Consider the following 25,180-nt stretch of genomic DNA (forward strand, 5'->3'; position numbering starts at 1 on the left):
TTCAGCGCAGCGAATTCATGCGCTGGATGACTTGGCGGGTGATCTCGTACTGCGGCTTGACGTCGACCACGGCGCCACGCTCCAGCACCAGGTCAAAGTTGCCTTCCTTGATCACTTCCTCGACAGCCTTGTCCAGCTTCGGTTTGAGCTGCTTGAGCATGTCGCGGTCGGAAACGGCCTTGGCGTCGTTCAGTTCCTTGGACTGGAACTGGAAGTCACGGGCTTTTTGCTTGAATTCCAGCTCCAGACGCTCGCGCTCGGCCTGCTGCAGCTTCTCGCCATCCTTGACCAGGCGATCCTGGATACGCTTGGCGTCGGACTCGAGCTGCTTGAGCTTGTTCAGCTGCGGACCGAACTTCTTCTCGGCGTCGACGGCGTACTTCTTCGCTGCATCCGACTCAAGCAGGGCCATTTGGTAGTTCATCACCGCGATCTTCATCTCGGCGAAGGCGGGGGTCGCGACGACAGCAGCTGCGACCAGAACCAGTTGAGTCAACTTACGCACGATGTACTCCTGCAACGTATAACCGTTGTCTAGCAAATATTAGAAAGTTTGGCCCAGCGAGAACTGGAAGATCTGCGGGTCGGAATCCTCGGGCTTCTTCACCGGCGCGGCCAGACTGAAACTCAGCGGACCCATTGCGGTAACCCAGGTCAAACCGACACCCACCGAACTGGCCAGGTTGCTCATATCAATGCTGCCGCAGTTGCTGGTGTTCATGCCTGGAGTGGAAGCGGTCTTGGTCGGGCAATCGGTGAGGAACACGCTCCCCACGTCCCAGAACAGCACGGTGCGCAGCGAACGCTGATCCTTCACGAACGGCAGCGGGAACAGGTACTCGACGCCGCCCTGAATCAGCACGTTACCACCATAGGCAACCGGATCCTGATCGTCGGTATAACGACCATCATCACCCGGCCCCGCACCCTCGTTGTAATTCGGCACACCATTGACACGAGCCACACTCGGGGTACTACGCGGGCCGAGAGTACTGTCCTCGAAACCACGCACAGAGTTGAAACCACCAGCGTAGTAGTTCTCGTAGAACGGCAGACCTGTGGTAGAGCCGTAACCATCGCCATAGCCCAACTCGGTATGGAAGCGCAGCCCGGTCGCCTGGGTCAGCGGCGCAAAGATCTGACCACGGTAATCCAATTTGAAGAACGACAGGTCGCTACCCGGCAGGGTCGACTCGAGCACCAGGCTCTGCGAATGACCACGAGTCGCCATGGTGCCACGGTTGAGGGTCGACTCGGACCAGCCGATAGAGCCCTTGAAGTTGAGGAAGTTGTCACCCTCCTCGTCCATGAACGCCAGGATCTCGTCGACGGTGTAGTAACCGGTATCGAGGGAGTCCTGCTGGATGGTCAGGCCATAGGTCAGACGCGCGGTTTCACTGATCGGATAACCGATGCTTATGCCTGCGCCGAGGCTGTCGACCGAGTAGCTCGATACGTCGGTATCCAGTTCGTCGTAGTCAGTGGTGCGGTAGAAGGCGTTGTAACCCAGGCTGACACCGTCGACGGTCCAGTAGGGGTCGACGAAACCGAAGTTGTAACGGGTCTGGTATTCGGAGCGGGTCAGGCCGAGGCTGACCTTGTTACCGGTACCCAGGAAGTTGTTCTGGCTGATCGAGCCGCCGAGGATCAGACCAGCATTCTGCGCGAAGCCGACGCTGGCGGTGATGGAGCCGGAAGGCTGCTCTTCGACGCTGTAGTTGACGTCGACCTGGTCGTCGGTGCCCGGCACTTGCGGGGTCTCGACGTTGACTTCCTTGAAGTAGCCCAGGCGTTCCAGACGGGTCTTGGACTGATCGATCAGATAGGTAGAGGCCCAGCCGCCTTCCATCTGGCGCATCTCACGACGCAGTACTTCGTCCTCGGTCTTGGTGTTACCGCGGAAGTTGATACGGTTTACATAGGCACGTTTGCCTGGATCGACCACGAAGGTGATGGCAACGGTCTTGTCTTCGTCGTTGGGTTGCGGCACACCGTTGACGTTGGCGAAGGTGTAGCCCTCGTTACCCAGACGACGGGTGATCAGCTCGGAAGTGGTGGTCATCACCTTGCGCGAGAAGACCTGGCCCTGCTTGACCAGCAGCAGCTTCTCGACTTCTTCCTGCGGCACTTTCAGGTCACCGGACAGCTTCACTTCGCTGACGCTGTACTTCTCGCCTTCATCGACGTTGACAGTGATGTAGACGTGCTTCTTGTCTGGCGTGATGGACACCTGCGTGGAAGAGATGTCCATGTTGATGTAGCCGCGGTCCAGGTAGTAGGAACGCAGGCGCTCCAGGTCACCAGACAGTTTCTCGCGAGCGTACTTGTCGTCGTTCTTGAAGAAGGACAGCCAGTTGGTGGTCTTCAGCTCGAACAACAGGGCCAGGTCTTCATCGGGGAAGACCGTGTTGCCCACGATATTGATGTGCTGGATGGCCGCGACCGAGCCTTCGTTGATGTTGATCTTCAACGCGACACGGTTGCGCGGCTGCGGGATCACTTCGGCTTCGATCTCAGCCGAGTAGCGGCCTTGAGCCACGTACTGGCGCAGCAGCTCGTTACGCACACCTTCGAGGGTGGCACGCTGGAAGATTTCGCCTTCGGCCAGACCAGACTGCTGCAGACCCTTCATCAGGTCTTCGGTACTGATCGCCTTGTTACCTTCAATCTCGATGGTCGAGATGGACGGGCGTTCGACCACGTTGATGACCAACACGTCGCCTTCGCGGCCGAGCTGGATATCCTGGAAGAAGCCAGTCTTGAACAGAGCACGGGTAGCGTCCACCAGACGGCGGTCGTCGACCGAATCGCCGACATTGAGCGGCAGGGCGCCAAACAGGCTACCGGCAGAAACCCGCTGCAGGCCGTTGACGCGAATGTCTGTGACGGTGAAGGACTCGGCGTGAACTTCGGCGATCATCAGTGCGGCGAGAACCGCAGGTAGCAGCAGACGTTTCATGAAGTCCTTTCTTATTCCAACTGATAATAAAGAAACTGCCGCGATACGCGGCAGATTCGGAATTCAGCTATTCGATTACAGACGGCTCAAATCATTGACCAGGGCCAGCAACATCACCCCCAGCACCAGACTGATACCGATCTGAATGCCCCAACCCTGTACCCGTTCCGACAGCGGGCGACCACGCACCCACTCGACCAGGTAGAACAGCAAATGCCCCCCATCCAGAACGGGAATGGGCAGCAAATTGAGAACCCCCAGGCTAATGCTCAGATAGGCGAGGAAATTGAGGAAATCCGCCACGCCGGACTGAGCCGAAGCGCCCGCCACTTTAGCAATGGTTATCGGCCCACTCAAGTTTTTTACCGAGAGCTCGCCGAACAGCATTTTCTTCAGCGAATCAAGGGTTAGCACCGTCATTCCCCAGGTACGACGCAGGCCCTCGACTACCCCATCGAGCGGACCGAAGCTGACCTCATGCAACATGTGCGCAGGCCACTCACCGCCCTTGACCCCAACCCCCAGGTAGCCGGCGCGAGATTCACCCTCGCCCTTGCTCGCCAGCGTCAGCGGCAGCTCCTGCTGCTCACCGTCGCGGGACAGACGCAGGGTGACAACTTCACCCGGATGCTTGCGCACCCAGTCGACTACCTGCTGCCAGTCATCCACACGCAGCTCACCCAGAGCCAGCAGACGATCCCCCAGGCGCACACCCGCCGCCTGAGCCGGCCCTTCGGGATCCAACTCACTGACTACCGGCACGGTCGCTGGGCGCCAAGGCTGAATACCCAGAGAAGACAGCGGTTCCGGCTCATCGACGCCACGCAACCAGTCGCGCAGCACCAACTGGCGATTGGAGACCAGCGAACCGCCCTCCTCGCGCACCTGCACATCGACGACACCGCTCTCGCCGAGGCGGCGAACCAGCTGCAGGTTGACGGCAGACCAACCCGGAGTCGCCTCACCGTCCACCGCGACAATTTCCTGCCCTGCACGCAGGCCAGCGGTCGCAGCCAGACTGTCCGGTGCCACCTGACCGATCACCGGGCGCACCTGTTGCGTGCCGAGCATGGCGATGATCCAGAAGAACAGGATGGCCAGCAGGAAGTTGGCGATAGGGCCGGCAGCGACGATGGCGATGCGTTGACCGACCGACTTGCGATTGAAGGCCTGATCGAGCTGCTCGAGCGGCACATCGCCCTCGCGCTCATCGAGCATCTTCACGTAGCCGCCCAGCGGGATGGCGGCGATCATGAACTCGGTACCCTGGCGATCATGCCAGCGCACCAGCGGGCTGCCGAAGCCCACGGAGAAACGCAGCACCTTGACGCCACAGCGACGCGCTACCCAGAAATGGCCGAACTCATGGAAGGTGACCAGCACCCCGAGCGCGATCAGGGTGCCGAAGAACATGTACAGCGCACTCATTGCGTCTTCCTTCGGGCCTCAGCGCCCGTGGCGATTCAACCAGTCGACCGCCAGGGCACGAGCCCGGGCATCTGCCGCCAGCACGGCATCCAGGTCTTCGACCACCGCCGAAGCCTCTCGATTCAGGGTGTCCTCGATGATACTCGCGATCTCGGGGAAGCGGATGCGCCGTTCGAGAAACGCCGCCACAGCCACTTCATTGGCCGCATTCAACCGGGCCGGTGCACAGCCACCGGCCTCAGCGGCCTGGCGCGCCAGACTCAGGCAAGGGAAGCGCTGCTCGTCCGGACGCTGGAAATCCAGGCGCGCGACAGCAAATAGATCGAGCGGCGCAACTCCCGAATCAATGCGCTCAGGCCAAGCCAAAGCATTGGCAATGGGCGTACGCATGTCGGGATTGCCCAGCTGGGCCAGCACCGAACCATCCACGTAATCGACCAGGGAATGAATCACGCTCTGCGGGTGGATCACCACCTCGACCTGGGCGGGGCGCGCATCGAACAGCCAGCAGGCCTCGATCAGCTCCAACCCCTTGTTCATCATGCTCGCCGAGTCCACCGAGATCTTGCGCCCCATGGACCAGTTGGGATGGGCGCAGGCCTGCTCCGGCGAGACTGAGTCCAGCTCGGCCAGCGGCGTTTCACGGAACGGACCACCAGAAGCGGTCAGCAGGATGCGCCGCACCCCCACCGCCCCCAGGCCACGCGCGTAATCGCCCGGCAGGCACTGGAAGATCGCATTGTGCTCACTGTCGATCGGCAGCAGCGTGGCGCCATGTTCTTTCACAGCCTGCATGAAGAGGTCGCCGGACATCACCAGCGCCTCCTTGTTGGCCAGCAGCACTTTCTTGCCGGCGGACACCGCGGCCAGGGTTGGCTTGAGGCCAGCAGCACCGACGATGGCCGCCATCACCGCATCCACCTCGGGATGCCCAGCTACCTCGCATAGCCCAGCCTCGCCAGCCAGTACACGCGTCTGCAGCCCCGCGGCGCTTAGAGCATCCTGCAGCACCCGCGCCGACGCTTCGTCCGCAGTGACGGCGAACTGCGGGCGATGGCGCAGGCACAGCACCTTCAGCTCGGCGATACGCGAAAACCCGGTCAGGGCAAAAGCGCGGTAGCGCTCGGGATGCCGCGCAATGACATCGAGAGTACTGAGACCGATGGAGCCGGTAGCCCCGAGTACGGTGACCTGTTGCGGCTGACTCACTGCACGCCCCATCCAGCCAGCCACAGCAGCACGGCGAATACGGGAATGGCCGCGGTCAGGCTGTCGATGCGATCGAGCACGCCGCCGTGGCCGGGCAACAGGTTGCTGCTGTCCTTGATGCCCGACTGGCGCTTGAACATGCTCTCGGTCAGATCACCGATCACCGACACGGCCACCACCAGGGCGGCGCCGGCCAGCGCCAGCAGCAGATCAGCCGACTGCCAACCCTGCTGCAGACCAACCGCCAGGGTTATCAGCAGACTGGCCAGCAGGCCACCATAGAAGCCCTCCCAGCTCTTGCCCGGACTGACCCGCGGCGCCAGCTTGCGCTTGCCGAAAGCCTTGCCGGCGAAGTAGGCACCGATATCAGCACCCCAGACCAGCACCATGACCGCGATGATCAGGCCATTGGCTTGCGGCCACTGCTTGAGCAACACCAATCCCTGCCAGGCCGGCAGTAGAATCAGCAGGCCGATCACCAGCTTGCCCGGCAGGCCGCCCCAGTAGCGACTGCTATCGGGGTAGCTCAGCACCAGCAGGGTTGCCGCCAGCCACCAGAGCACCGCAGCACCCAGCAGCCAGGGCGCCACCGCTGACAGCAACCAGGCGCCATAGAGGATCGCCGCGACTACGCCCGCATAGGCCACGCGCTGCGGCTGCGCCTCGAGGCCAGCCAAGCGCGCCCATTCCCAGGCGCCGAGGGTGACTACCGCACCGATGAACAGGGCGAAAGCCGCGCCATCGAGAAGAAAGAAGCCACCCAGGGCGATGGGCAGCAGAATCAGGGCAGTGATGATGCGCTGCTTCAGCATTGACGAGCCTCGGCTTCCACCTGCTCGCTGGTCTTGCCGAAGCGACGCTGGCGGGTAGCGAAATCGGCCAGCGCCTTGCGCATGGCCTCGTGCTTGAAGTCCGGCCAGAACAGGTCGGAGAAATACAGCTCGGAATAGGCCAGCTGCCAGAGCAGGAAGTTGCTGATGCGGTGCTCGCCACCGGTGCGGATGCACAGGTCGGGCAACGGCAAATCGCCGGTGGCCAGGCAGCCTTGCAGCAGCTCCGGGGTAATGTCCTCGGCCTGCAGATGACCAGCCTGAACTTCGCGCGCCAGCCGCTGGGCAGCCTGGGCGATATCCCACCGCCCCCCGTAGTTGGCGGCGATCTGCAGGACAAAGCGATTCTCGCCAGCGGTCTGCTGCTCAGCCTCACGCATGGCGGCCTGCAGCTCCGGATGGAAGCGCGAGCGATCACCAATGATGCGCAGGCTGATGGCGTTGTCCTTGAGCTTGCGCGCCTCGCGACGCAGGGCCGAGAGGAACAGCTCCATCAGCGCGCCGACCTCCTCGGCCGGGCGCTGCCAGTTCTCACTGGAGAAGGCGAACAGGGTCAGCACCTCTACGCCAGCCTCGGCGCAGACCTCGATGACCGCGCGCACCGCATCGACACCCGCCTTGTGCCCGGCAACGCCAGGCAACAGGCGCTTCTTGGCCCAACGATTGTTGCCATCCATGATGATGGCGACATGGCGCGGTACTGCCGCCGGCGCTTCCTGCTTGGCCTTGCTCACATCACACCGCCATCAGGTCGGCTTCTTTGGCTTCCAGGGCCTTGTCGACTTCGGCGACGAACTTGTCGGTGAGCTTCTGCACTTCATCGGCAGCGCGGCGTTCTTCGTCTTCGCTGATTTCCTTGTCCTTGGACAGCTTCTTCAGCTCGGCCAGAGCATCGCGACGCACGTTGCGCACAGCGACCTTGGCATCCTCGGCAACGCCGCGGGCCTGCTTGGTGTAGCCCTTGCGGGTTTCCTCGGTCAGGGCCGGCATCGGCACGCGAATGGTGGCGCCGGCGCTGCTCGGGTTCAGGCCCAGATCGGAAGTCATGATGGCCTTCTCGATTGCCGCGCTCAGGGTCTTGTCGTGAGCGACGATCTTCAGGGTGCGCGCATCTTCCACGGTGATCGCGGCGACCTGGTTCAGCGGCATGTCGCTGCCGTAGGCCGGGACCTTGACGCTGTCCAGAATACTCGGATGCGCACGGCCGGTACGAATGGAGGCCAGGTTACGACCCAGGGACTCCAGGGATTTGACCATGCGCTCCTGGGCGTCTTTCTTGATCTCGTTGATCATTGTGCATCCTCCTCGATCAGGGTTCCTTCGCCGCCGCCCACCACGATATTCAGCAGGGCGCCCGGCTTGTTCATATTGAAGACCCGCAGCGGCATCTTGTGATCGCGCACCAGGCAGATGGCCGTCAGGTCCATCACGCCCAGTTTGCGGTCGAGCACCTCGTCATAGGTCAGGCGCTCGAACTTCTCCGCATTGGGGTCCTTGAAAGGATCGGCAGTGTACACGCCATCGACCTTGGTGGCTTTCAGCACCAGGTCGGCATCGATCTCGATGGCGCGCAGGCAGGCGGCCGAGTCGGTGGTGAAGAACGGGTTGCCGGTACCGGCGGCGAAGATCACCACCTCGCCAGCGGACAGGTGGCGCATGGCCTTGCGGCGATCGTAGTGATCGGTCACGCCGACCATGGAGATGGCGGACATCACCAGCGCCGGGATGTTCGAGCGCTCGAGGGCGTCCCGCATGGCCAGGGCGTTCATCACGGTGGCCAGCATGCCCATGTGGTCGCCAGTGACCCGATCCATGCCGGCAGCGGACAGTGCCGCGCCGCGGAACAGGTTGCCGCCGCCGATCACCAGGCCGACCTGCACGCCGATGCCGACCAGTTGGCCGACTTCCAGCGCCATGCGATCCAGCACCTTGGGATCGATACCGAATTCTTCCGAGCCCATCAGGGCTTCGCCGCTTAGTTTGAGCAGAATGCGTTTATAGCGAGGCTGACGACCACTAACCTGCTGAGCCATTGCGAGTCTCTCCTGCGGCGTTGTTTGGCTACTTATCTTACCCGGCAGTCAGACTACTGCCCGGTGAATTCGTGCGGGATGCTCCCGCGCTTTGCAAAAGAGGCTGCACGCGTGAGCGGGCAGCCTCTTCTGTTCGACAGTGCGAAACCGTCTTACTGCTTGGCAGCGGCTACCTGAGCAGCAACTTCGGCAGCGAAGTCAGCCTCGACCTTCTCGATGCCCTCGCCCACTTCGTAGCGGGTGAAGGAAACGATTTCGGCGCCGGCTTTCTTGACCAGGTCACCGACCTTGACTTCCGGATCCATGACGAAGGCTTGCTCGACCAGGCTGGCTTCGGCCAGGAACTTGGCGATACGACCTTTGACCATGTTCTCGACGATGTTTTCCGGCTTGCCGGCGATCTTCTCGGCGTTCAGCTGCAGGAAGATTTCCTTTTCCTTGGCGATCAGCTCTTCGGAAACATCCGACGGGCTCAGAACGGCAGGATTGGAAGCAGCAACGTGCATGGCAACGTGCTTGGCCAGCTCTTCGTTGCCGCCTTTCAGGACAACCAGAACACCGATGCGGTGGCCGTGCAGGTAGGAACCTACGACTTCGCCTTCAACGGCAGCCAGACGACGGATGTTGACGTTCTCGCCGCACTTGGCAACCAGAGCCTCACGAGCGGATTCGCGGGAAGCGATCAGCGGAGCGGCGTCGGTCAGTTTCTGGGTGAAGGCTTCGTCCAGGCTTTCTTTGACGAAGGCCTTGAAGTCGTCCTGCAGGGCCAGGAAGTCGGTCTGCGAGTTGACTTCGATCAGCAGGCCACGACCACCTTCGACGCGAGCGGCGATGGCGCCTTCAGCGGCGACGTTACCAGCCTTCTTGGCGGCCTTGATGGCACCGGAAGCGCGCATGTCGTCGATGGCTTTCTCGATGTCGCCACCGGCGGCAACCAGAGCCTTCTTGCACTCCATCATGCCTTGGCCAGTACGCTCGCGCAGTTCTTTAACCAGGGCTGCAGTAATTTCTGCCATGTTCCTAATCCTCTTGAAGTGGTGTTTCAACCATTCAACCCGGCCACGCCGGGCACAAAATTCGTAAGTGGCAAAAAGGGGGCCTAGCCCCCTTCTCGCGCAACGGGATGGTCGATCCCGTTATCAGCCTTCGCTGGCCTCGGAGGCGGCTTCTTCGACGAACTCGTCGGTGCCACCAGCGGAGTTGCCACGGCCACGGATCACGGCGTCAGCCATGGCACCCATGTACAGCTGGATGGCGCGGATGGCGTCGTCGTTACCCGGGATGATGTAGTCAACGCCTTCCGGGCTGCTGTTGGTATCGACGATGCCGATAACCGGGATGCCCAGCTTGTTGGCTTCGGTGATAGCGATGCGCTCGTGGTCAACGTCGATCACGAACAGAGCGTCCGGCAGACCGCCCATGTCCTTGATACCGCCCAGGCTGCGATCCAGTTTTTCCAGATCACGGGAGCGCATCAGAGCTTCTTTCTTGGTCAGCTTGGCGAAGGTGCCGTCCTGGGACTGGGTTTCCAGCTCGCGCAGGCGCTTGATCGAAGCACGGATGGTTTTGAAGTTGGTCAGCATGCCGCCGAGCCAGCGGTGATCGACGTACGGGGAACCGCAACGTGCAGCTTCTTCAGCAACGATCTTGCCAGCGGAGCGCTTGGTGCCGACGAACAGAATCTTGTTCTTACCGGAAGCCAGCTTCTCGACGAACGACAGAGCGTCGTTGAACATCGGAAGGGTCTTTTCCAGGTTGATAATGTGGATCTTGTTACGAGCGCCGAAAATGAACTTGCCCATTTTCGGGTTCCAGTAACGGGTCTGGTGGCCGAAGTGCACACCGGCCTTCAGCATATCGCGCATGTTGACTTGGGACATGATAGTTCCTTGATAAGTCGGGTTAGGCCTCCACGCATCCCAATCTCCAACCCTTGCGGGCACCCAGGAAATCGTGTCGATACGTGTGCGGGTTAATGCTCAACAGGCCACAGCCCGTAAAGCGGCGCGTTTTATACCACACAAAGCCACGACAGGCTAGCCGAACTCCACTTTAGCTCCGGGCCGCCGCCGGGCGGCTTTCTTTGTTAGAATCGCCGTCTTCCCTGATTCGCCTAGCGCCACTGGCGCCGAGAGAGACCGCATGACTGTCACCATCAAGACTCCCGACGAAATCGAAAAGATGCGCGTAGCCGGCCGTCTGGCCGCCGAAGTGCTGGAGATGATCGGCGAGCACGTCAAGCCGGGCGTCACCACCGAGGAAATCGACCGCATCTGCCACGACTATATCGTCAACGTGCAGAAGGCCATCCCCGCCCCGCTCAACTACGGCGCCGCGCCGGGCCGCCCGGGCTTCCCCAAGTCGATCTGCACCTCGATCAACCATGTGGTCTGCCACGGCATCCCCAATGACAAGCCACTGAAGGACGGCGATGTGCTGAACATCGACGTCACCGTAATCAAGGATGGCTACCACGGCGACACCAGCAAGATGTTCATGGTCGGCAAGGTCCCGGAGTGGGCCGAGCGCCTGGCGCAGATCACCCAGGAGTGCATGTACAAAGGCATCCAGATGGTCAAGCCGGGCGCACGTTTGGGCGACATCGGCGAGGTGATCCAGAAGCACGCCGAGAAGAACGGCTTCTCGGTGGTCCGCGAGTACTGCGGCCATGGCATCGGCGCGGTGTTCCACGAGGAGCCGCAGGTGTTGCACTACGGCCGCTCCGGTACTGGCGTAGAGCTCAAGGAAGGCATGATCTTCACCATCGAGCCGATGATCAACCAGGGCCGCCCGGAAACCCGCCTGCTCGGCGACGGCTGGACCGCCATCACCAAGGACCGCAAGCTCTCCGCCCAATGGGAGCACACCGTGCTGGTCACCCAGAACGGTTACGAGATCCTCACCCTGCGCAGCGACGACACCCTGCCGCGCACCCCCGCCTGAGCACACATATATAGAGGAAGGCGCGCATGCCCCAGATGGACCCGGAGTTGTTTGACCGCGGCCAGTTCCAGGCGGAACTGGCGCTCAAGTCCAGTCCCATCGCCGCCTTCAAGAAGGCCATCAAGCAGGCGCGCGAGGTGCTCGACACACGCTTCCGCGAGGGCCGCGACATCCGCCGCCTGGTCGAGGACCGCGCCTGGTTCGTCGACCAGATCCTGCTGGAAGCCTGGAAGCGCTTCGCCTGGAGCGAAGATGCCGACATCGCCCTGCTGGCCGTCGGCGGCTACGGCCGCGGCGAGCTGCACCCCTATTCCGACATCGACCTGCTGATTCTGCTCGACAGCGCCGACCACGAGGTCTTCCGCGACGCCATCGAGGGCTTCCTCACCCTGCTCTGGGACATCGGCCTGGAAGTCGGCCAGAGCGTACGCAGCGTCGACGAATGCGCCGAAGAGGCACGCGCCGACCTGACGGTAGTCACCAACCTGATGGAAAGCCGCACCATCGCCGGCCCCGAGCATCTGCGCCAGCGCATGCAGGAAGTCACCAGCACCTCGCAGATGTGGCCAAGCAAGAACTTCTTCCTGGCCAAGCGCAAGGAAGCCAAGGCGCGCCACGCCAAGTACAACGACACCGAATACAACCTGGAACCCAATGTGAAGGGCTCCCCCGGCGGCCTGCGCGACATCCAGACCATTCTCTGGGTCGCCCGCCGCCAGTTCGGCAGCCTCAACCTGCACTCCCTGGTGCAGCAGGGCTTCCTGGTCGACAGCGAGTACAGCATGCTGGCCTCGGCCCAGGAATTCCTGTGGAAGGTGCGCTATGCCCTGCACATGCTCGCCGGCCGCGCCGAAGACCGCCTGCTGTTCGACCACCAGCGCAAGATCGCCGCCCTGCTCGGCTTCGAGGACGGCAGCGGCAAGATGGCCGTCGAGCGCTTCATGCAGAAGTACTACCGGGTGGTGATGGGCGTCGCCGAGCTTTCCGACCTGATCAACCAGCACTTCGAAGACGTCCTGCTGCACGAAGGCGAGCCCGGCCTGGCGCAGCCGCTGAACAGCCGCTTCCAGCTGCGCGATGGCTACATCGAGGTGGTCCACCCCAACGTCTTCAAGCGCACCCCGTTCGCCATCCTCGAAGTCTTCGTGCTGATGGCCCAGCACCCGGAAATCCGCGGCGTGCGCGCCGACACCATCCGCCTGCTACGCGACAGTCGCCATCTGATCGACGACGAATTCCGCAGCGATATCCGCAACACCAGCCTGTTCATCGAGCTGTTCAAGTCGACCCAGGGCATCCACCGCAACCTGCGGCGGATGAACCGCTACGGCATCCTCGGCCGCTACCTGCCGGAGTTCGGCGACATTGTCGGACAGATGCAGCACGATCTGTTCCACATCTATACCGTGGACGCGCACACCCTCAACCTGATCAAGCACCTGCGCAAGCTGAAGTGGCCGGAGCTGGCGGAGAAATTCCCGCTGGCCAGCAAGGTCATCGACCAACTACCCAAGCCGGAGCTGATCTACCTCGCCGGGCTCTATCACGATATCGGCAAGGGCCGTGGCGGCGACCACTCCGAGCTCGGCGCAGTGGACGCCGAGGCGTTCTGCAATCGCCACCAGTTGCCCGCCTGGGATAGCCGCCTGATCGTCTGGCTGGTGCAGAACCACCTGGTGATGTCGACCACCGCCCAGCGCAAGGACCTCTCCGACCCGCAGGTGATCTTCGACTTCGCCCAACTGGTCGGCGACCAGACCCGCCTCGACTACCTCTACGTGCTGACCGTGGCCGACATCAACGCCACCAACCCCAGCCTGTGGAACTCCTGGCGCGCCAGCCTGCTGCGCCAGCTCTACACCGAGACCAAGCGCGCCCTGCGCCGCGGCCTGGAGAACCCGCTGGACCGCGAGGAGCAGATCCGCCAGACGCAGAGCGCGGCGATTGACATTCTGGTACGCAGCGGCATCGATCAGGACGACGCCGAGCAGCTATGGAGCCAGCTCGGCGACGACTACTTCCTGCGCCACACCGCCGCCGACGTGGCCTGGCACACTGAGGCCATCCTCCAGCACTCGCCGAGCAAGGACCCGCTGGTGCTGATCAAGGAGACCGCCCAGCGCGAGTTCGAGGGCGCCACGCAGATCTTCATCTATGCCCCGGACCAGCACGACTTCTTCGCTGTGACCGTGGCCGCCATGGACCAGCTCAACCTGAACATCCATGACGCCCGGGTGATCACCTCCACCAGCCAGTTCACCCTCGACACCTACATCGTCCTCGACGCCGATGGCGGCCGTATCGGTGACAATCCGGCGCGTATCCGCGAGATTCGCGACGGACTCGTAGAAGTCCTGCGCCATCCGGACGAATACCCGGCAATCATCCAGCGCCGCGTGCCGCGCCAGCTCAAGCACTTCGCCTTCCAGCCGCTGGTGACCATCCACAACGACGCCCAGCGCCCGGTCACCGTGCTGGAGATCACCGCACCGGATCGCCCCGGCCTGCTGGCACGGATCGGCAAGATCTTCCTCGACTTCGACCTGTCGCTGCAGAATGCCAAGATCGCCACCCTCGGCGAGCGCGTGGAGGACGTGTTCTTCATCACCGACGCGGCCAACCAGCCGCTGTCCGACCCCGAGCTGTGCGCACGCCTGCAGGACGCCATCGCCCAGCAGCTGTCGCAGGCCAACGGCGAGAGCGTCAGCCTCGGCTCGATCAGTATCTGAACCGTGCCGGCGCAGCGCCGCCGGCACGCATCGCAAGAAAGAGACCCCATGAACCACGCCCTGACCCAGCTGCAGCCCTACCCCTTCGAGAAACTGCGCGCCCTGCTCGCCGGTGCCAACCCGCCGGCGGACAAGCAACCGATCGCCCTGTCCATCGGCGAGCCCAAGCACAAGTCGCCGGACTTCGTGGCCAAGGCCCTGGCGGACAATCTCGACCAGCTGGCCGTCTACCCCACCACCCTGGGCATCCCAGCCCTGCGCGAGGCCATCGCCGCCTGGTGCGAGCGCCGCTTCAGCGTGCCGGCTGGCTGGCTGGATGCCGCTCGCCACGTGCTGCCGGTCAACGGCACCCGCGAGGCGCTGTTCGCCTTTACCCAGACCGTGGTGCAGCGCGCCGATTCACCACAAGAGCGCGGCCTGGTGGTCAGCCCCAATCCGTTCTATCAGATCTACGAGGGCGCGGCCTTGCTGGCCGGCGCCGAGCCGCACTATCTGCCGTGCCTGGAAGAAAACGGCCTCAACCCGGACTTCGACGCCGTGCCGGCCGAAGTCTGGCAGCGCTGCCAGATCCTCTTCCTCTGCTCGCCGGGCAACCCTACCGGCGCGCTGGTGCCGATGGAGCAGCTGAAGAAACTGATCGCCCTGGCCGACGAGCACGACTTCGTGATCGCCGCCGACGAGTGCTACAGCGAGCTGTACTTCGATGAAGAGAATCCGCCGCCCGGCCTGCTGACCGCCTGCGCCGAGCTGGGCCGCAGCGACTTCAAACGCTGCGTGGTGTTCCACAGCCTGTCCAAGCGTTCCAACCTGCCGGGCCTGCGCTCCGGCTTCGTCGCCGGCGACGCCGATATCCTCAAGGCCTTCCTGCTCTATCGCACCTACCATGGTTGCGCCATGCCGGTGCAAACCCAGCTGGCCAGCGTCGCCGCCTGGCAGGACGAAGCCCACGTACGCGCCAACCGCGACCAGTACCGCGCCAAATACGACGCCGTGCTGGCAATTCTGCAGCCGGTGCTGGACGTGCAGCGCCCGGACGGCAGTTTCTACCTGTGGGCCAAGACGCCGGGCGACGACGCCACCTTCACCCGCGAGCTGTTCGCCCGCGAGCACGTCACCGTGGTGCCGGGTTCGTACCTGTCGCGAGAAGTGAATGGCGAGAATCCAGGGGCCGGACGCGTGCGCCTGGCTCTGGTCGCGCCGCTGGCCGAATGCATCGAGGCGGCCGAGCGCATCCGCCGCTTCGTGCAAGGCTGATCGCCGGACAAAAAGAAGCCCGGCACAGGGGCCGGGCAGTTAGGAGCCTCACGCCCAACCTGCCCGGCCTCGAGTGAAAAGATCGTGAAATGATCGTCCGGCAGCATGCCGGGCTGTCGCACGTCCGACATGGCATAATCGCCACCCCGGTTTGACGCAATACAGGCGGAGCGGCTCAACCAGCCCCGCGAGGAACCCCAATGTCCTACACCCTCTATGGCATCAAGGCCTGCGACACCATGAAGAAGGCCCGCACCTGGCTCGACGAGCAGGGTGTCACTTATGCCTTCCACGACTACAAGGCCTCCGCCATCGACCGCGAGAGCCTGACCAAGTGGTGTGCCGAACACGGCTGGGAAACCGTGCTGAACCGTGCCGGCACCACCTTCCGCAAGCTGGACGATGCGCAGAAGGCCGACCTGAACCAGGCCAAGGCCATCGAGCTGATGCTGGCCCAACCGTCGATGATCAAACGTCCGGTGCTGGACCTGGGCGGCAAGACCCTGGTCGGCTTCAAGCCCGACCTCTACGCCGCCGCGCTCAAGTAAGCGCCCGACTTTCACCTAATTCGAGTTACGAGGAACACTGCAATGTCGCAATCCCTGTTCAGCCTGGCCTTCGGCGTCGGCACCCAGAACCGTCAAGGCACCTGGCTGGAAGTCTTCTACGCCCAACCGCTGGTCAACCCGGCCGCCGAGCTGGTAGCACTGATCACCGAGAAAGTCGGCTACACCGGCGGCAACCAGGCCATCACCATCACCACCAACCAGGCCTCCGAGCTGGCCGTGGCCCTGAAAGGCGTCGACGCCACCCAGGCCGCCCTGCTCACCCGCCTGGCCGAGAGCACCAAGCCGCTGGTGGTCACCCTGCTGGCCGAAGACGCCGCACTGACCTCCACTCCCGAGGCCTACCTCAAGCTGCACCTGCTCTCGCACCGCCTGGCCAAGCCGCACGGCCTGAACCTGACCGGTATCTTCCCGCTGCTGCCGAACGTGGCCTGGACCAGCCAGGGCGCCGTCGACCTCGGCGAACTGGCCGAGCGCCAGCTGGAAGCGCGCCTGAAGGGCGATCTGCTGGAAGTGTTCTCGGTGGACAAGTTCCCCAAGATGACCGACTACGTGGTACCGGCCGGCGTACGTATCGCCGATAGCGCCCGCGTGCGCCTGGGCGCCTACATCGGCGAAGGCACCACCGTGATGCACGAAGGCTTCGTCAACTTCAACGGCGGCACCGCCGGCCCGGGCATGATCGAAGGCCGCGTCTCCGCCGGCGTATTCGTCGGCAAGGGCTCGGACCTGGGCGGCGGCTGCTCGACCATGGGCACCCTGTCCGGCGGCGGCAACATCGTCATCAGCGTCGGCGAAGGCTGCCTGATCGGCGCCAACGCCGGCATCGGCATCCCGCTGGGCGACCGCAACACCGTGGAATCCGGCCTGTACGTCACCGCCGGCACCAAGGTGGCCCTGCTCGACGACCAGAACAACCTGGTCAAAGTGGTCAAGGCCCGCGACCTGGCCGGCCAGGCCGACCTGCTGTTCCGCCGCAACTCGCAGACCGGCGCGGTGGAGTGCAAGACCAATAAAACTGCCATCGAGCTGAACGAGGCTCTGCACGCGCACAACTGAAAATCGGAGCTGAAGCGTCGCGAGCGACGGCCAGGCAAGGCGAAATCAGGCGAGGGCGCGCAGTTTACTGAGTGTAAATGAGCAGCCTGAGCCTGATTTCAACGCCGCATGGCCTAGCGCAGCAGCTTCAGACCGATTTTCGGCCGTGTGATGGTGAACAGGCCGGGCTAATGCCCGGCCTGTCTATTTATACTCAGCACATTTCCTCGCAGTGCCGCAGACCATGTCGCTCAACTCTCCCTGGCGCACCGACTTCCCTGGTATCCAGGCCCTCGAAGCCGAGGGCCAGACCTACCTGGACAGCGCCGCCACCGCACAGAAGCCGCAGGCCATGCTGGACAGCCTGCTCGGCTATTACGCCAGCGGCGCCGCCAACGTTCACCGCGCCCAGCACCTGCCGGGCGAGCGCGCTACCCGCGCCTTCGAGGCCACTAGGGAAAAGGCCGCACGCTGGCTGAACGCCGCAAGCAGCGAGGAGATCGTCTTCACCCGCGGCACCACGGAATCCCTCAATCTCCTGGCCTACGGCCTGGAGCACCTATTCCAGGCCGGCGACGAGATCGCCATTGGCGCTCTGGAGCACCACGCCAACCTGCTGCCCTGGCAGCAGCTGGCCCTGCGTCGCAGCCTCAAGCTGGTGGTCCTGCCGCTGGATGACCTCGGCGACATCGACCTGGTCCAGGCCGCCACGCTGATCGGCCCGCGCACCCGCCTGCTGGCCGTATCGCAACTGTCCAACGTGCTGGGCCGCTGGCAGCCAGTGCATGAGCTGCTCGCCCTGGCCCGCGCTCAAGGCGCGCTGACGGTGATCGATGGCGCCCAGGGCTCCGTGCATGGTCGCCATGATCTGCAGGCACTGGCCAGCGACTTCTACGTCTGCTCCGGACACAAGCTCTACGGCCCGGACGGCGTCGGCCTGCTGCATGGCCGCCGCAAGACCCTGGCGCAGCTGCGCCCCTGGCAGTTCGGCGGCGAGATGGTGCTGCAGGCCGACTACCAGGAGGCACGCTTCCGCCCTGCCCCGCTCGGCTTCGAAGCCGGCACCCCGCCGATCTCGGCAGTCATCGCCCTCGGCGCCACGCTGGACTACCTGGCGGGGCTGGATAGCGCTGCCTTGGCCGGTCACGAGGCGACCCTGCACGCCAAGCTGCTCGCTGGCCTGGCCGTCCGCGAGGGTATACGCCTGCTCGGCGCGCCACAGCTGGCCCTGGCCAGCTTCACGGTGGACGACGTGCACGGCGCCGACCTGGCGCACCTGCTCACCGAACAGGGCATCGCCGTGCGCAACGGTCACCACTGCGCCATGCCGCTGATGAAGCGCCTCGGCCTGCCCGGTGCCATCCGCGTCTCGCTCGGCCTGTACAACGACGATGCCGATCTGGAACGCTTCTTCGCCGCCCTGGACAAGGCCCTGGAGTTGCTGCGATGAGCCTGCCAGCCGCTGCCCAGGAAGCCCTCGACGCCTTCGCCGCCTGCCCAGGCTGGGAACAACGCGCACGCCTGCTGATGCAGTGGGGCGAACGCCTGCAACCGCTGACGGAAGAAGAACGCAACGAAACAAACCGGGTGCATGGCTGCGAGAGCCAGGTCTGGCTGGTCGGCGAGCAGCGCGATGGAGGCTGGCACTTCCGCACAGCCAGCGACGCCCGCCTGATCCGCGGCCTGCTCGCCGTGCTGCTGGCACGCATCGACGGCCTCGCCGCCGCCGAATTGGCCGCCCTCGACCTACCCGCCTGGTTCAGCGACCTGGGCCTGTCCCGCCAGCTCTCGCCCTCGCGCAGCAATGGTCTGAACGCCGTCGTGCAACGCATGGCCAAACTGGCCGCGCGCTGATCAGCGTTTAACAGGCAAGAACGACCTCCACCGGCCAAGCCGCTTCAACTACGACAGCGATATTCGCTCAGGGCGCTGGCCGCCACTGATCGGCATTGCCGGAATAGAGCGCCTCTTGCAAACGCTTGAGTTCGCCGCGCTCGGCGAAGCGGGCCAGCTCGGCGTTGAAGCGCTCGAGCAGCTGCGCCGAAGCCGGGTCGTCGCGGCGGAACAGTAGGCGCAGCGGCTCGGTGTTCACGTAGCGCGGGTGGTGAGTGATGTTGTGCCCGTCCGGAAACAGCCGGCGCAGCATGGCGTAGCCCACGGCGCGGTCCTGCGGGTGCAGGTCGATGCGCCCCAGTTCGAGCAGGCGCAGGCCGGTGTCTTCCTTGCTGTTCTGCTGCACGCGCAACGTGCCGTCCTGCAGCGCGCGGTCGAACTGCGGACCGTAGGAATATCCGTGGGTGGTGCCGATGAGATAAGGCTTGAGGTCCTCGACGCGACGCCAGTCGAAACTCAGCTCCTTGCGGTGGAACAGCACGATCTCGCCGCGCACCAGCGGATCGCTGCACACACCGAAGTCCAGGCGTTTGGGGCTGCAGCTGTAGGGCATGATGGCGTCCAGGTTGCGCTGTTCGAGCATCAGCACGTTGCGGTCCCAGGGGTAGAAGACGAACTCGGTGCGGTAGCCAGCCTTGGCGAACACCGCGCTGACCAGGCGCGCCAGGGCGCCACCGTCACTGCGCTGCTGGTCGACATAGGGCACCCAGTCGCCGGTGCCGATACGCACCACCGGTTCGGCGCGAACCACGGGGGCAAATGCCAGCCACAGGCCGGCCAGCACACCGAGCAGCGGCAAACGACGAGACAGGCTGCGGCAGGCGCAGACGGACGACTTGAACACCGGACACCTCACAACATGGTCCACTGCGCGTCCCTGCAATGAAATGGCCAGCCCACTTCACTCCCCCTAGAGCGTAGCCGAGGCAGGCTGGCTGGCGGCTCCACCCGTCAGCCGCGCAGGCGCTGGGTCAGGCCACGCAGGAAGTTGCGCAGCAACTGATCGCCACAGGCCCGGTAGTTCTTGTGCTCGGGGCTGCGGAACAGCGCGCTGAGCTCGGCCTTGGTCATCGGCAGGTCGGCCGCACGGAGGATCTCGTGCATGTCGTCGTCACGCAGTTCGAAGGCCACCCGCAGCTTCTTCAGGATGATGTTGTTGGTCAGGCGCTTCTCCACCGGTAGCGGCGGGCGGCTCTCGTCGCGGCCGCGCTTGTGCAGTACCAGGCCAGCGAGGAAATGCCCCAGCACCGCGTCGGTGCAAGGCTGGAAGCCCTCTTCGTCATCCTTCTTCAGCAGCAGCGCGACCGTCTCGGTCTCCAGCGGGTAATCGGCCAGGCGGCAGATGTCGACCACTTGAGCATCGCTGATATCCAGCAGGTAGCGCAGGCTGCGCAATACGTCGTTGTTGTTCATCGGGAAACTCTCGAAAAATGGATTAGCCGGCCTGGCCAGAACGTTCGGCCGGGCGCCGCGCACCGGCCACCAGCTTGTCGATGATGCGCGCCGCTGCGGCCATGCCGAAGCTGGCGGTGACCATCATCACCGCGCCGAAACCACCGGCGCAGTCGAGCTTGACGCCCTCGCCAACGAAGCCTTTGGCCTGGCACACAGTGCCGTCCGGCTTGGGGTAGCGCAGCTGTTCGGTGGAGAACACGCAGGGCACGCTGTAGGTGCGCCCCGGCGTGCGCGAGAAGTTGTAGTCGCGGCGCAGGGTGCTGCGCACCTTGGCGGCCAGCGGGTCGTTGAAGGTCTTGTTGAGGTCGGCGACCTGGATCTGCGTCGGGTCGACCTGGCCGCCGGCGCCGCCGGTGGTGACGATCTGGATCTTGCGCCGCTTGCACCAGGCGATCAGCGCAGCCTTGGCCGCCACGCTGTCGATGCAGTCGATCACCGCATCGAGCTGCTCGGTGATGTACTCAGCCATGGTCTCGCGGGTGACGAAGTCGGCCACCGCGTGCACCTTGCAGGCCGGGTTGATGGCGCGGATGCGCGCGGCCATCTCGTCGACCTTGGCCTTGCCCACTGCGCCGTCGATGGCATGTACCTGACGATTGGTATTGGTGATGCACACGTCGTCCAGGTCAAACAGCGAGATCTCGCCGACGCCGGAGCGCGCCAGCGCCTCGGCCGCCCAAGAGCCGACGCCGCCGATGCCGACCACCGCCACATGGGCCGCAGCCAGCCGTTCCAGCCCCTCGCGCCCATACAACCGGGCTATGCCGCCGAAGCGCTGTTCGTCTGTCATCTCGTCGCACCCTCAGAATTCGGCCGGCATTATACGGCCATGGCCCGGCACACGCTTCTATAGTGGATGGACGCCCTGCGGGGAGTTACGCCATGCGCAACTTCAGCTATTACAACCCGACGCGCATCCTGTTCGGCGCCGGGCAGATCGCCGGTCTGGCCCAGCAGATCCCGGCCGGCAGCCGGGTGCTGGTCACCCACGGTGGCGGCAGCATCCTGCAGAACGGCGTGTGGCAGGAGGTAGAACAGGCCCTGGCCGCCTATCGGGTCACCCGCTTTGCCGGGATCGAGGCCAACCCGCAATACAGCACCCTGCTGCGCGCGGCGGAACTGGCCCGGCGCACGGGCTGCGACTTCATTCTCGCCGTCGGTGGCGGCTCGGTGATCGACGGCAGCAAGTTCATCGCCGCCGTGCTGGCCTACCCCGGCGAGCCGTTCGACCTGCTCTGCGGCACGCCGATACGCCGCGCCCTGCCACTGGGCTGCGTGGCCACCCTGGCCGCCAGCGGTTCGGAGTGCAACCCGCACGGCGTGCTCGGCCACGCCGACCTGCAGGCGCGCCTGGCCTTTTCCAGCCCCTGCCTGTACCCGCGCTTCGCCATCCTCGACCCCTGCACCACCTTCAGTCTGCCACCCCGGCAGATCGGCAATGGCGTGGTCGCCTCCTTCGTCCACACCCTGGAGCAGTACCTCAGCTTCCCCGCCAACACCCCACTGCAGGATCGCCAAGCCGAGGGCCTGCTGCTGACGCTGCTGGAAGAAGGGCCCAAGGCCGTGGCCAACCCGCTGGACTACGCAAGCCGGGCCAACCTGATGTGGTGCGCCAGCCAGGCACGCAGCGGCCTGCTGGCCTGCGGCAGTGCGCAGGACGACAGCCTGGGGCTGCTCGGCCGCCAGCTGAGCCTGCTCTATCACCTCGACCACGCGCAGAGCCTGGCGCTGCTGCTGCCGGCCCTGCTCGGCGAATACCGCGCCGAATGCCTGGCCAAGCAGCTGCAGTACGCCGAACGGGTCTGGGGCCTGCGCCATGGCGGCCCGGAACAGCGCATCGCCGCCGCCATTCGCGCCACCGAGGGCTTCTTCCGCCGCATGGGCGTGGCCACCCGCCTGTCGGCCCACGGCCTGGACGCCGAAGCCATCCCCGAAGTGCTGGCGCAACTGCAGCGGCGCGACGGTCTCGAACAGCCGCCGATCGACCTGGAGGCTTGCGAACGCATCCTCCTGCGCGCCCTGTGACAACGATGCGGGGAACTCGACAAGCCCAACGCCGGACCAACCCGGATACGGGCGGGCGCCGCGCTCCCGGCGGTGCTATACAGGCCAATGGCCGCGGGGTAGCATGCGCGCCGACCGGCGTCCGCCGGACCTTTCTCTTGTTCCTGCTGTGGAACCCTTAAGTAGCCATGCCAACGCGTAAACTCGGTATCAATCTGGTGGTCATCGTGGCGGTCGCCGCCATGTTCACCGGCCTCTGGGCTCTCTATAACCGTCCCGTGGACGCACCGGACTGGCCAGAGCAGATCTCCGGCTTCTCCTATTCGCCATTCCGCGCCGGCCAGAACCCGCAGCAGAACATCTATCCGGACGACGCCCAGATCCGCTCCGACCTGGAGCTGCTGAGCAAGCAGACCGACAGCATCCGTACCTATTCGGTCGACGGCACCCTGGAAGACATTCCGCGCATCGCCGAGGAATTCGGCCTGCGCGTGACCCTCGGCATCTGGATCGGCACCGATCTGGAGCGCAACGAGCGCGAGATCGCCAAGGCCATCGAGATCGCCAACAACTCGCGCAGCGTGGTCCGCGTGGCAGTGGGTAACGAGGCGCTGTTCCGCAGCGAGGTCAAGGTGCCGGAGCTGATCGCCTACATCGACCGGGTTCGCGCCGCGGTCAAGGTACCGGTGACCACCTCCGAGCAGTGGCACATCTGGCAGGACCACCCGGAACTGGCCGACCACGTCGACCTGATCGCCGCCCACGTGTTGCCGTACTGGGAATTCATGGCGATGGAGGACTCCACCGATTTCGTCCTCGAGCGCGCCAAGGACCTGAAGAAACTGTTCCCGAAAAAGCCGCTGCTGCTCTCCGAAGTGGGCTGGCCGAGCAACGGCCGTACCCGTGGCGGCGCGGAGGCCGACCAGGCCGAGCAGGCCGTGTACCTGCGCACCCTGGTCAACCAGCTCAATGCCAAGGGCTACAACTACTTCGTCATCGAGGCCTTCGACCAGCCGTGGAAAGCCGGCGACGAAGGCGCGGTGGGCGCCTACTGGGGCGTGTACAACCTCGACCGTCAGCCCAAGTTCGCCTTCGAAGGCCCGGTGGTCGCCATTCCGCAATGGCGCATGCTGGCCGTCGCTTCGGTGGTGATGGGCCTGCTGGCCCTGGCCCTGATGCTGATCGACGGTAGCTCGCTGCGCCAGCGCGGCCGTACCTTCCTCACCTTCGTCGCCTTCGTCGGCGGTTCCGCCCTGGTGTGGATCGCCTACGACTACAGCCAGCAGTACAGCACCTGGTTCAGCCTGACCGTCGGCGGCCTGCTCGGCATCGGCGCCCTGGGCGTATTCATCGTCCTGCTCACCGAGGCCCACGAGCTGGCCGAGACCGCCTGGACTCGCACCCGTCGCCGTCCCTTCATGCCGGTGATGGGCGACACCGCCTACCGGCCCAAGGTGTCGATCCACGTGCCCTGCTACAACGAACCGCCGGAGATGGTGAAGCAGACCCTGGACGCCCTGGCGGCCCTGGACTACCCGGACTACGAAGTCATCATCATCGACAACAACACCAAGGACCCGAAGGTCTGGGAGCCGGTCGAGGCTTACTGCCAGCAGCTTGGCGAGCGCTTCCGCTTCTTCCACGTGGCGCCCATCGAAGGCTTCAAGGGCGGCGCGCTGAACTACATCCTGCCGCACACCGCGCCGGATGCCGAAGTGGTGGCGGTGATCGACTCCGACTATTGCGTCCACCGCAACTGGCTCAAGCACATGGTGCCGCACTTCGCCGATCCGAAGATCGCCGTGGTGCAGTCGCCGCAGGACTATCGCGACGGCGACGAAAGCGCCTTCAAGAAGCTCTGCTACGCCGAGTACAAGGGCTTCTTCCACATCGGCATGGTCACCCGTAACGACCGTAACGCGATCATCCAGCACGGCACCATGACCATGATCCGCCGCAGCGTGATGGACGAGCTGAAGTGGGCCGACTGGACCATCTGCGAAGACGCCGAACTGGGTCTGCGCGTGTTCGAGAAGGGCTATTCCGCGGCTTACGCCCACGAGAGCTTCGGTCGCGGCCTGATGCCAGACACCTTCATCGACTACAAGAAGCAGCGTTTCCGCTGGGCCTACGGCGCCATCCAGATCATGAAGGGCCATGCCCGCGCCCTGTTCCGTGGCGAAGGCTCGGAACTGACCCGTGGCCAGCGCTACCACTTCATCGCCGGCTGGCTGCCGTGGATCGCCGATGGCCTGAACATCTTCTTCACCGTCGGTGCCCTGCTCTGGTCGGCCGCGATGATCATCGTGCCCAACCGCGTCGACCCGCCGCTGATGATCTTCGCCATCCCGCCGCTGGCGCTGTTCTTCTTCAAGTTCGGCAAGATCATGTTCCTCTACCGCCGCGCGGTGGGCGTGGATCTCAAGCGCTCGTTCCAGGCGGCCATCGCCGGTCTGGCGCTATCGCACACCATCGCCAAGGCCGTGCTGTACGGGACCTTCACCAAGACCATCCCGTTCTTCCGCACGCCGAAGATGGCCAGCAACCACGGCATCATGGTCGCCCTGGCCGAGGCCCGCGAAGAGGTGTTCGTCATGCTCCTGCTGTGGGGCGCGGCGATCGGCATCAGCTTCGCCCAGGACATCGGCAACGCCGACGTGAAGTTCTGGGTCGCCACCCTGCTGGTGCAGTCGCTGCCGTACCTGGCGGCGCTGCTGATGGCCCTGCTCTCCTCGCTGCCCAAGCCAGCGGCCGAGGATGTCGGCGAGCCGGCTGGCGCGGCCTGACGGCACGACCTGTCTGTCGAAACGGCGGCCTTGAGGCCGCCGTTTTGCTTTAA

At 64.2% G+C, this 25,180-nt stretch carries 22 protein-coding genes; 9 read left to right on the plus strand and 13 right to left on the minus strand.

Annotated elements, in window-relative coordinates; all coding sequences use genetic code 11:
* Position 1: 1 nt before the first annotated feature.
* The 10 genes from IP89_RS00535 to rpsB all read right to left on the minus strand — a co-directional run bounded on the left by IP89_RS00535 (position 2) and on the right by rpsB (position 10,339).
* Positions 2-505 (minus strand): OmpH family outer membrane protein, encoded by a 504-nt coding sequence (locus IP89_RS00535; protein WP_043306940.1) that lies wholly within the window; start codon positions 503-505, stop codon positions 2-4.
* Between the two features lie 39 nt (positions 506-544).
* Positions 545-2,959 carry an outer membrane protein assembly factor BamA gene (gene bamA / locus IP89_RS00540; protein WP_043306941.1) on the minus strand — a complete coding sequence of 805 codons (2,415 nt, stop codon included), beginning with the start codon at positions 2,957-2,959 and terminating at the stop codon, positions 545-547.
* Between the two features lie 75 nt (positions 2,960-3,034).
* A complete protein-coding gene (gene rseP / locus IP89_RS00545) occupies positions 3,035-4,387 on the minus strand; it encodes an RIP metalloprotease RseP (protein WP_043306942.1) in 1,353 nt (450 codons plus the stop codon).
* 18 nt (positions 4,388-4,405) lie between these two features.
* Complete coding sequence (gene ispC, locus IP89_RS00550) at positions 4,406-5,596, minus strand: 1-deoxy-D-xylulose-5-phosphate reductoisomerase (protein ID WP_043306943.1); 1,191 nt, start codon at positions 5,594-5,596, stop codon at positions 4,406-4,408.
* Entirely contained in the window at positions 5,593-6,408 is an 816-nt protein-coding gene (locus IP89_RS00555; protein WP_043306944.1) for a phosphatidate cytidylyltransferase, read from the minus strand. The genes ispC and IP89_RS00555 overlap by 4 nt, the downstream gene beginning before the upstream one ends.
* Complete coding sequence (gene uppS / locus IP89_RS00560; RefSeq protein ID WP_043306945.1) at positions 6,402-7,160, minus strand: polyprenyl diphosphate synthase; 759 nt, start codon at positions 7,158-7,160, stop codon at positions 6,402-6,404. The genes IP89_RS00555 and uppS overlap by 7 nt, the downstream gene beginning before the upstream one ends.
* A 1-nt stretch (position 7,161) precedes the next feature.
* Positions 7,162-7,719 (minus strand): ribosome recycling factor, encoded by a 558-nt coding sequence (gene frr, locus IP89_RS00565; RefSeq protein WP_043306946.1) that lies wholly within the window; start codon positions 7,717-7,719, stop codon positions 7,162-7,164.
* Positions 7,716-8,459, minus strand: a complete 744-nt coding sequence (pyrH, locus tag IP89_RS00570) for a UMP kinase (RefSeq protein WP_043306947.1) — start codon at positions 8,457-8,459, stop codon at positions 7,716-7,718. Before pyrH ends, frr begins: the two co-directional genes overlap by 4 nt.
* Positions 8,460-8,611: 152 nt before the next feature.
* Positions 8,612-9,475, minus strand: coding sequence for a translation elongation factor Ts (gene tsf / locus IP89_RS00575; protein WP_043306948.1), 864 nt, complete (start codon positions 9,473-9,475; stop codon positions 8,612-8,614).
* A 123-nt stretch (positions 9,476-9,598) separates the two neighbouring features.
* Positions 9,599-10,339 carry a 30S ribosomal protein S2 gene (rpsB, locus tag IP89_RS00580; RefSeq protein WP_043306949.1) on the minus strand — a complete coding sequence of 247 codons (741 nt, stop codon included), beginning with the start codon at positions 10,337-10,339 and terminating at the stop codon, positions 9,599-9,601.
* A 262-nt stretch (positions 10,340-10,601) separates the two neighbouring features.
* Between rpsB and map the strand changes: the two genes are divergently transcribed.
* From map to IP89_RS00615, 7 genes are all read left to right on the plus strand, one after another.
* Complete coding sequence (gene map / locus IP89_RS00585) at positions 10,602-11,402, plus strand: type I methionyl aminopeptidase (protein ID WP_043306950.1); 801 nt, start codon at positions 10,602-10,604, stop codon at positions 11,400-11,402.
* A 26-nt stretch (positions 11,403-11,428) separates the two neighbouring features.
* Positions 11,429-14,131, plus strand: a complete 2,703-nt coding sequence (locus IP89_RS00590) for a [protein-PII] uridylyltransferase (protein WP_043306951.1) — start codon at positions 11,429-11,431, stop codon at positions 14,129-14,131.
* Positions 14,132-14,179: 48 nt separating this feature from the next.
* Complete coding sequence (dapC, locus tag IP89_RS00595) at positions 14,180-15,385, plus strand: succinyldiaminopimelate transaminase (RefSeq protein ID WP_043306952.1); 1,206 nt, start codon at positions 14,180-14,182, stop codon at positions 15,383-15,385.
* A 200-nt stretch (positions 15,386-15,585) separates the two neighbouring features.
* Positions 15,586-15,933, plus strand: coding sequence for an ArsC family reductase (locus IP89_RS00600; RefSeq protein WP_043306953.1), 348 nt, complete (start codon positions 15,586-15,588; stop codon positions 15,931-15,933).
* A 42-nt stretch (positions 15,934-15,975) separates the two neighbouring features.
* Positions 15,976-17,010 carry a 2,3,4,5-tetrahydropyridine-2,6-dicarboxylate N-succinyltransferase gene (gene dapD, locus IP89_RS00605; RefSeq protein WP_043306954.1) on the plus strand — a complete coding sequence of 345 codons (1,035 nt, stop codon included), beginning with the start codon at positions 15,976-15,978 and terminating at the stop codon, positions 17,008-17,010.
* Between the two features lie 223 nt (positions 17,011-17,233).
* On the plus strand, positions 17,234-18,439 hold the full coding sequence (locus IP89_RS00610; protein WP_043307197.1) for an aminotransferase class V-fold PLP-dependent enzyme: 1,206 nt from the start codon (positions 17,234-17,236) through the stop codon (positions 18,437-18,439).
* Positions 18,436-18,843, plus strand: a complete 408-nt coding sequence (locus IP89_RS00615) for a SufE family protein (protein WP_043306955.1) — start codon at positions 18,436-18,438, stop codon at positions 18,841-18,843. The genes IP89_RS00610 and IP89_RS00615 overlap by 4 nt, the downstream gene beginning before the upstream one ends.
* A 67-nt stretch (positions 18,844-18,910) precedes the next feature.
* On the opposite strand, the gene IP89_RS00620 is transcribed toward IP89_RS00615, so the two are convergent.
* The 3 genes from IP89_RS00620 to tcdA all read right to left on the minus strand — a co-directional run bounded on the left by IP89_RS00620 (position 18,911) and on the right by tcdA (position 21,127).
* The gene (locus tag IP89_RS00620; RefSeq protein ID WP_256203084.1) at positions 18,911-19,726 is read right to left on the minus strand and encodes an ABC transporter substrate-binding protein; all 816 of its coding nucleotides are present in this window, start codon (positions 19,724-19,726) and stop codon (positions 18,911-18,913) included.
* Between the two features lie 107 nt (positions 19,727-19,833).
* Positions 19,834-20,295, minus strand: coding sequence for a DUF1456 family protein (locus IP89_RS00625; RefSeq protein WP_043306956.1), 462 nt, complete (start codon positions 20,293-20,295; stop codon positions 19,834-19,836).
* A 22-nt stretch (positions 20,296-20,317) separates the two neighbouring features.
* Positions 20,318-21,127 (minus strand): tRNA cyclic N6-threonylcarbamoyladenosine(37) synthase TcdA, encoded by an 810-nt coding sequence (gene tcdA, locus IP89_RS00630; RefSeq protein ID WP_043306957.1) that lies wholly within the window; start codon positions 21,125-21,127, stop codon positions 20,318-20,320.
* A 92-nt stretch (positions 21,128-21,219) separates the two neighbouring features.
* Here tcdA and IP89_RS00635 point away from each other — a divergent pair, with 92 nt between their 5' ends.
* Together IP89_RS00635 and IP89_RS00640 are read left to right on the plus strand one after the other, a co-directional pair.
* Positions 21,220-22,362 carry an iron-containing alcohol dehydrogenase gene (locus IP89_RS00635; RefSeq protein WP_043306958.1) on the plus strand — a complete coding sequence of 381 codons (1,143 nt, stop codon included), beginning with the start codon at positions 21,220-21,222 and terminating at the stop codon, positions 22,360-22,362.
* Positions 22,363-22,529: 167 nt separating this feature from the next.
* The gene (locus IP89_RS00640; protein WP_043306959.1) at positions 22,530-25,127 is read left to right on the plus strand and encodes a glycosyltransferase; all 2,598 of its coding nucleotides are present in this window, start codon (positions 22,530-22,532) and stop codon (positions 25,125-25,127) included.
* Positions 25,128-25,180: the final 53 nt, after the last annotated feature.

The sequence above is a fragment of the Pseudomonas sp. ML96 genome, assembly GCF_000761545.1.
GTDB lineage: Bacteria > Pseudomonadota > Gammaproteobacteria > Pseudomonadales > Pseudomonadaceae > Aquipseudomonas.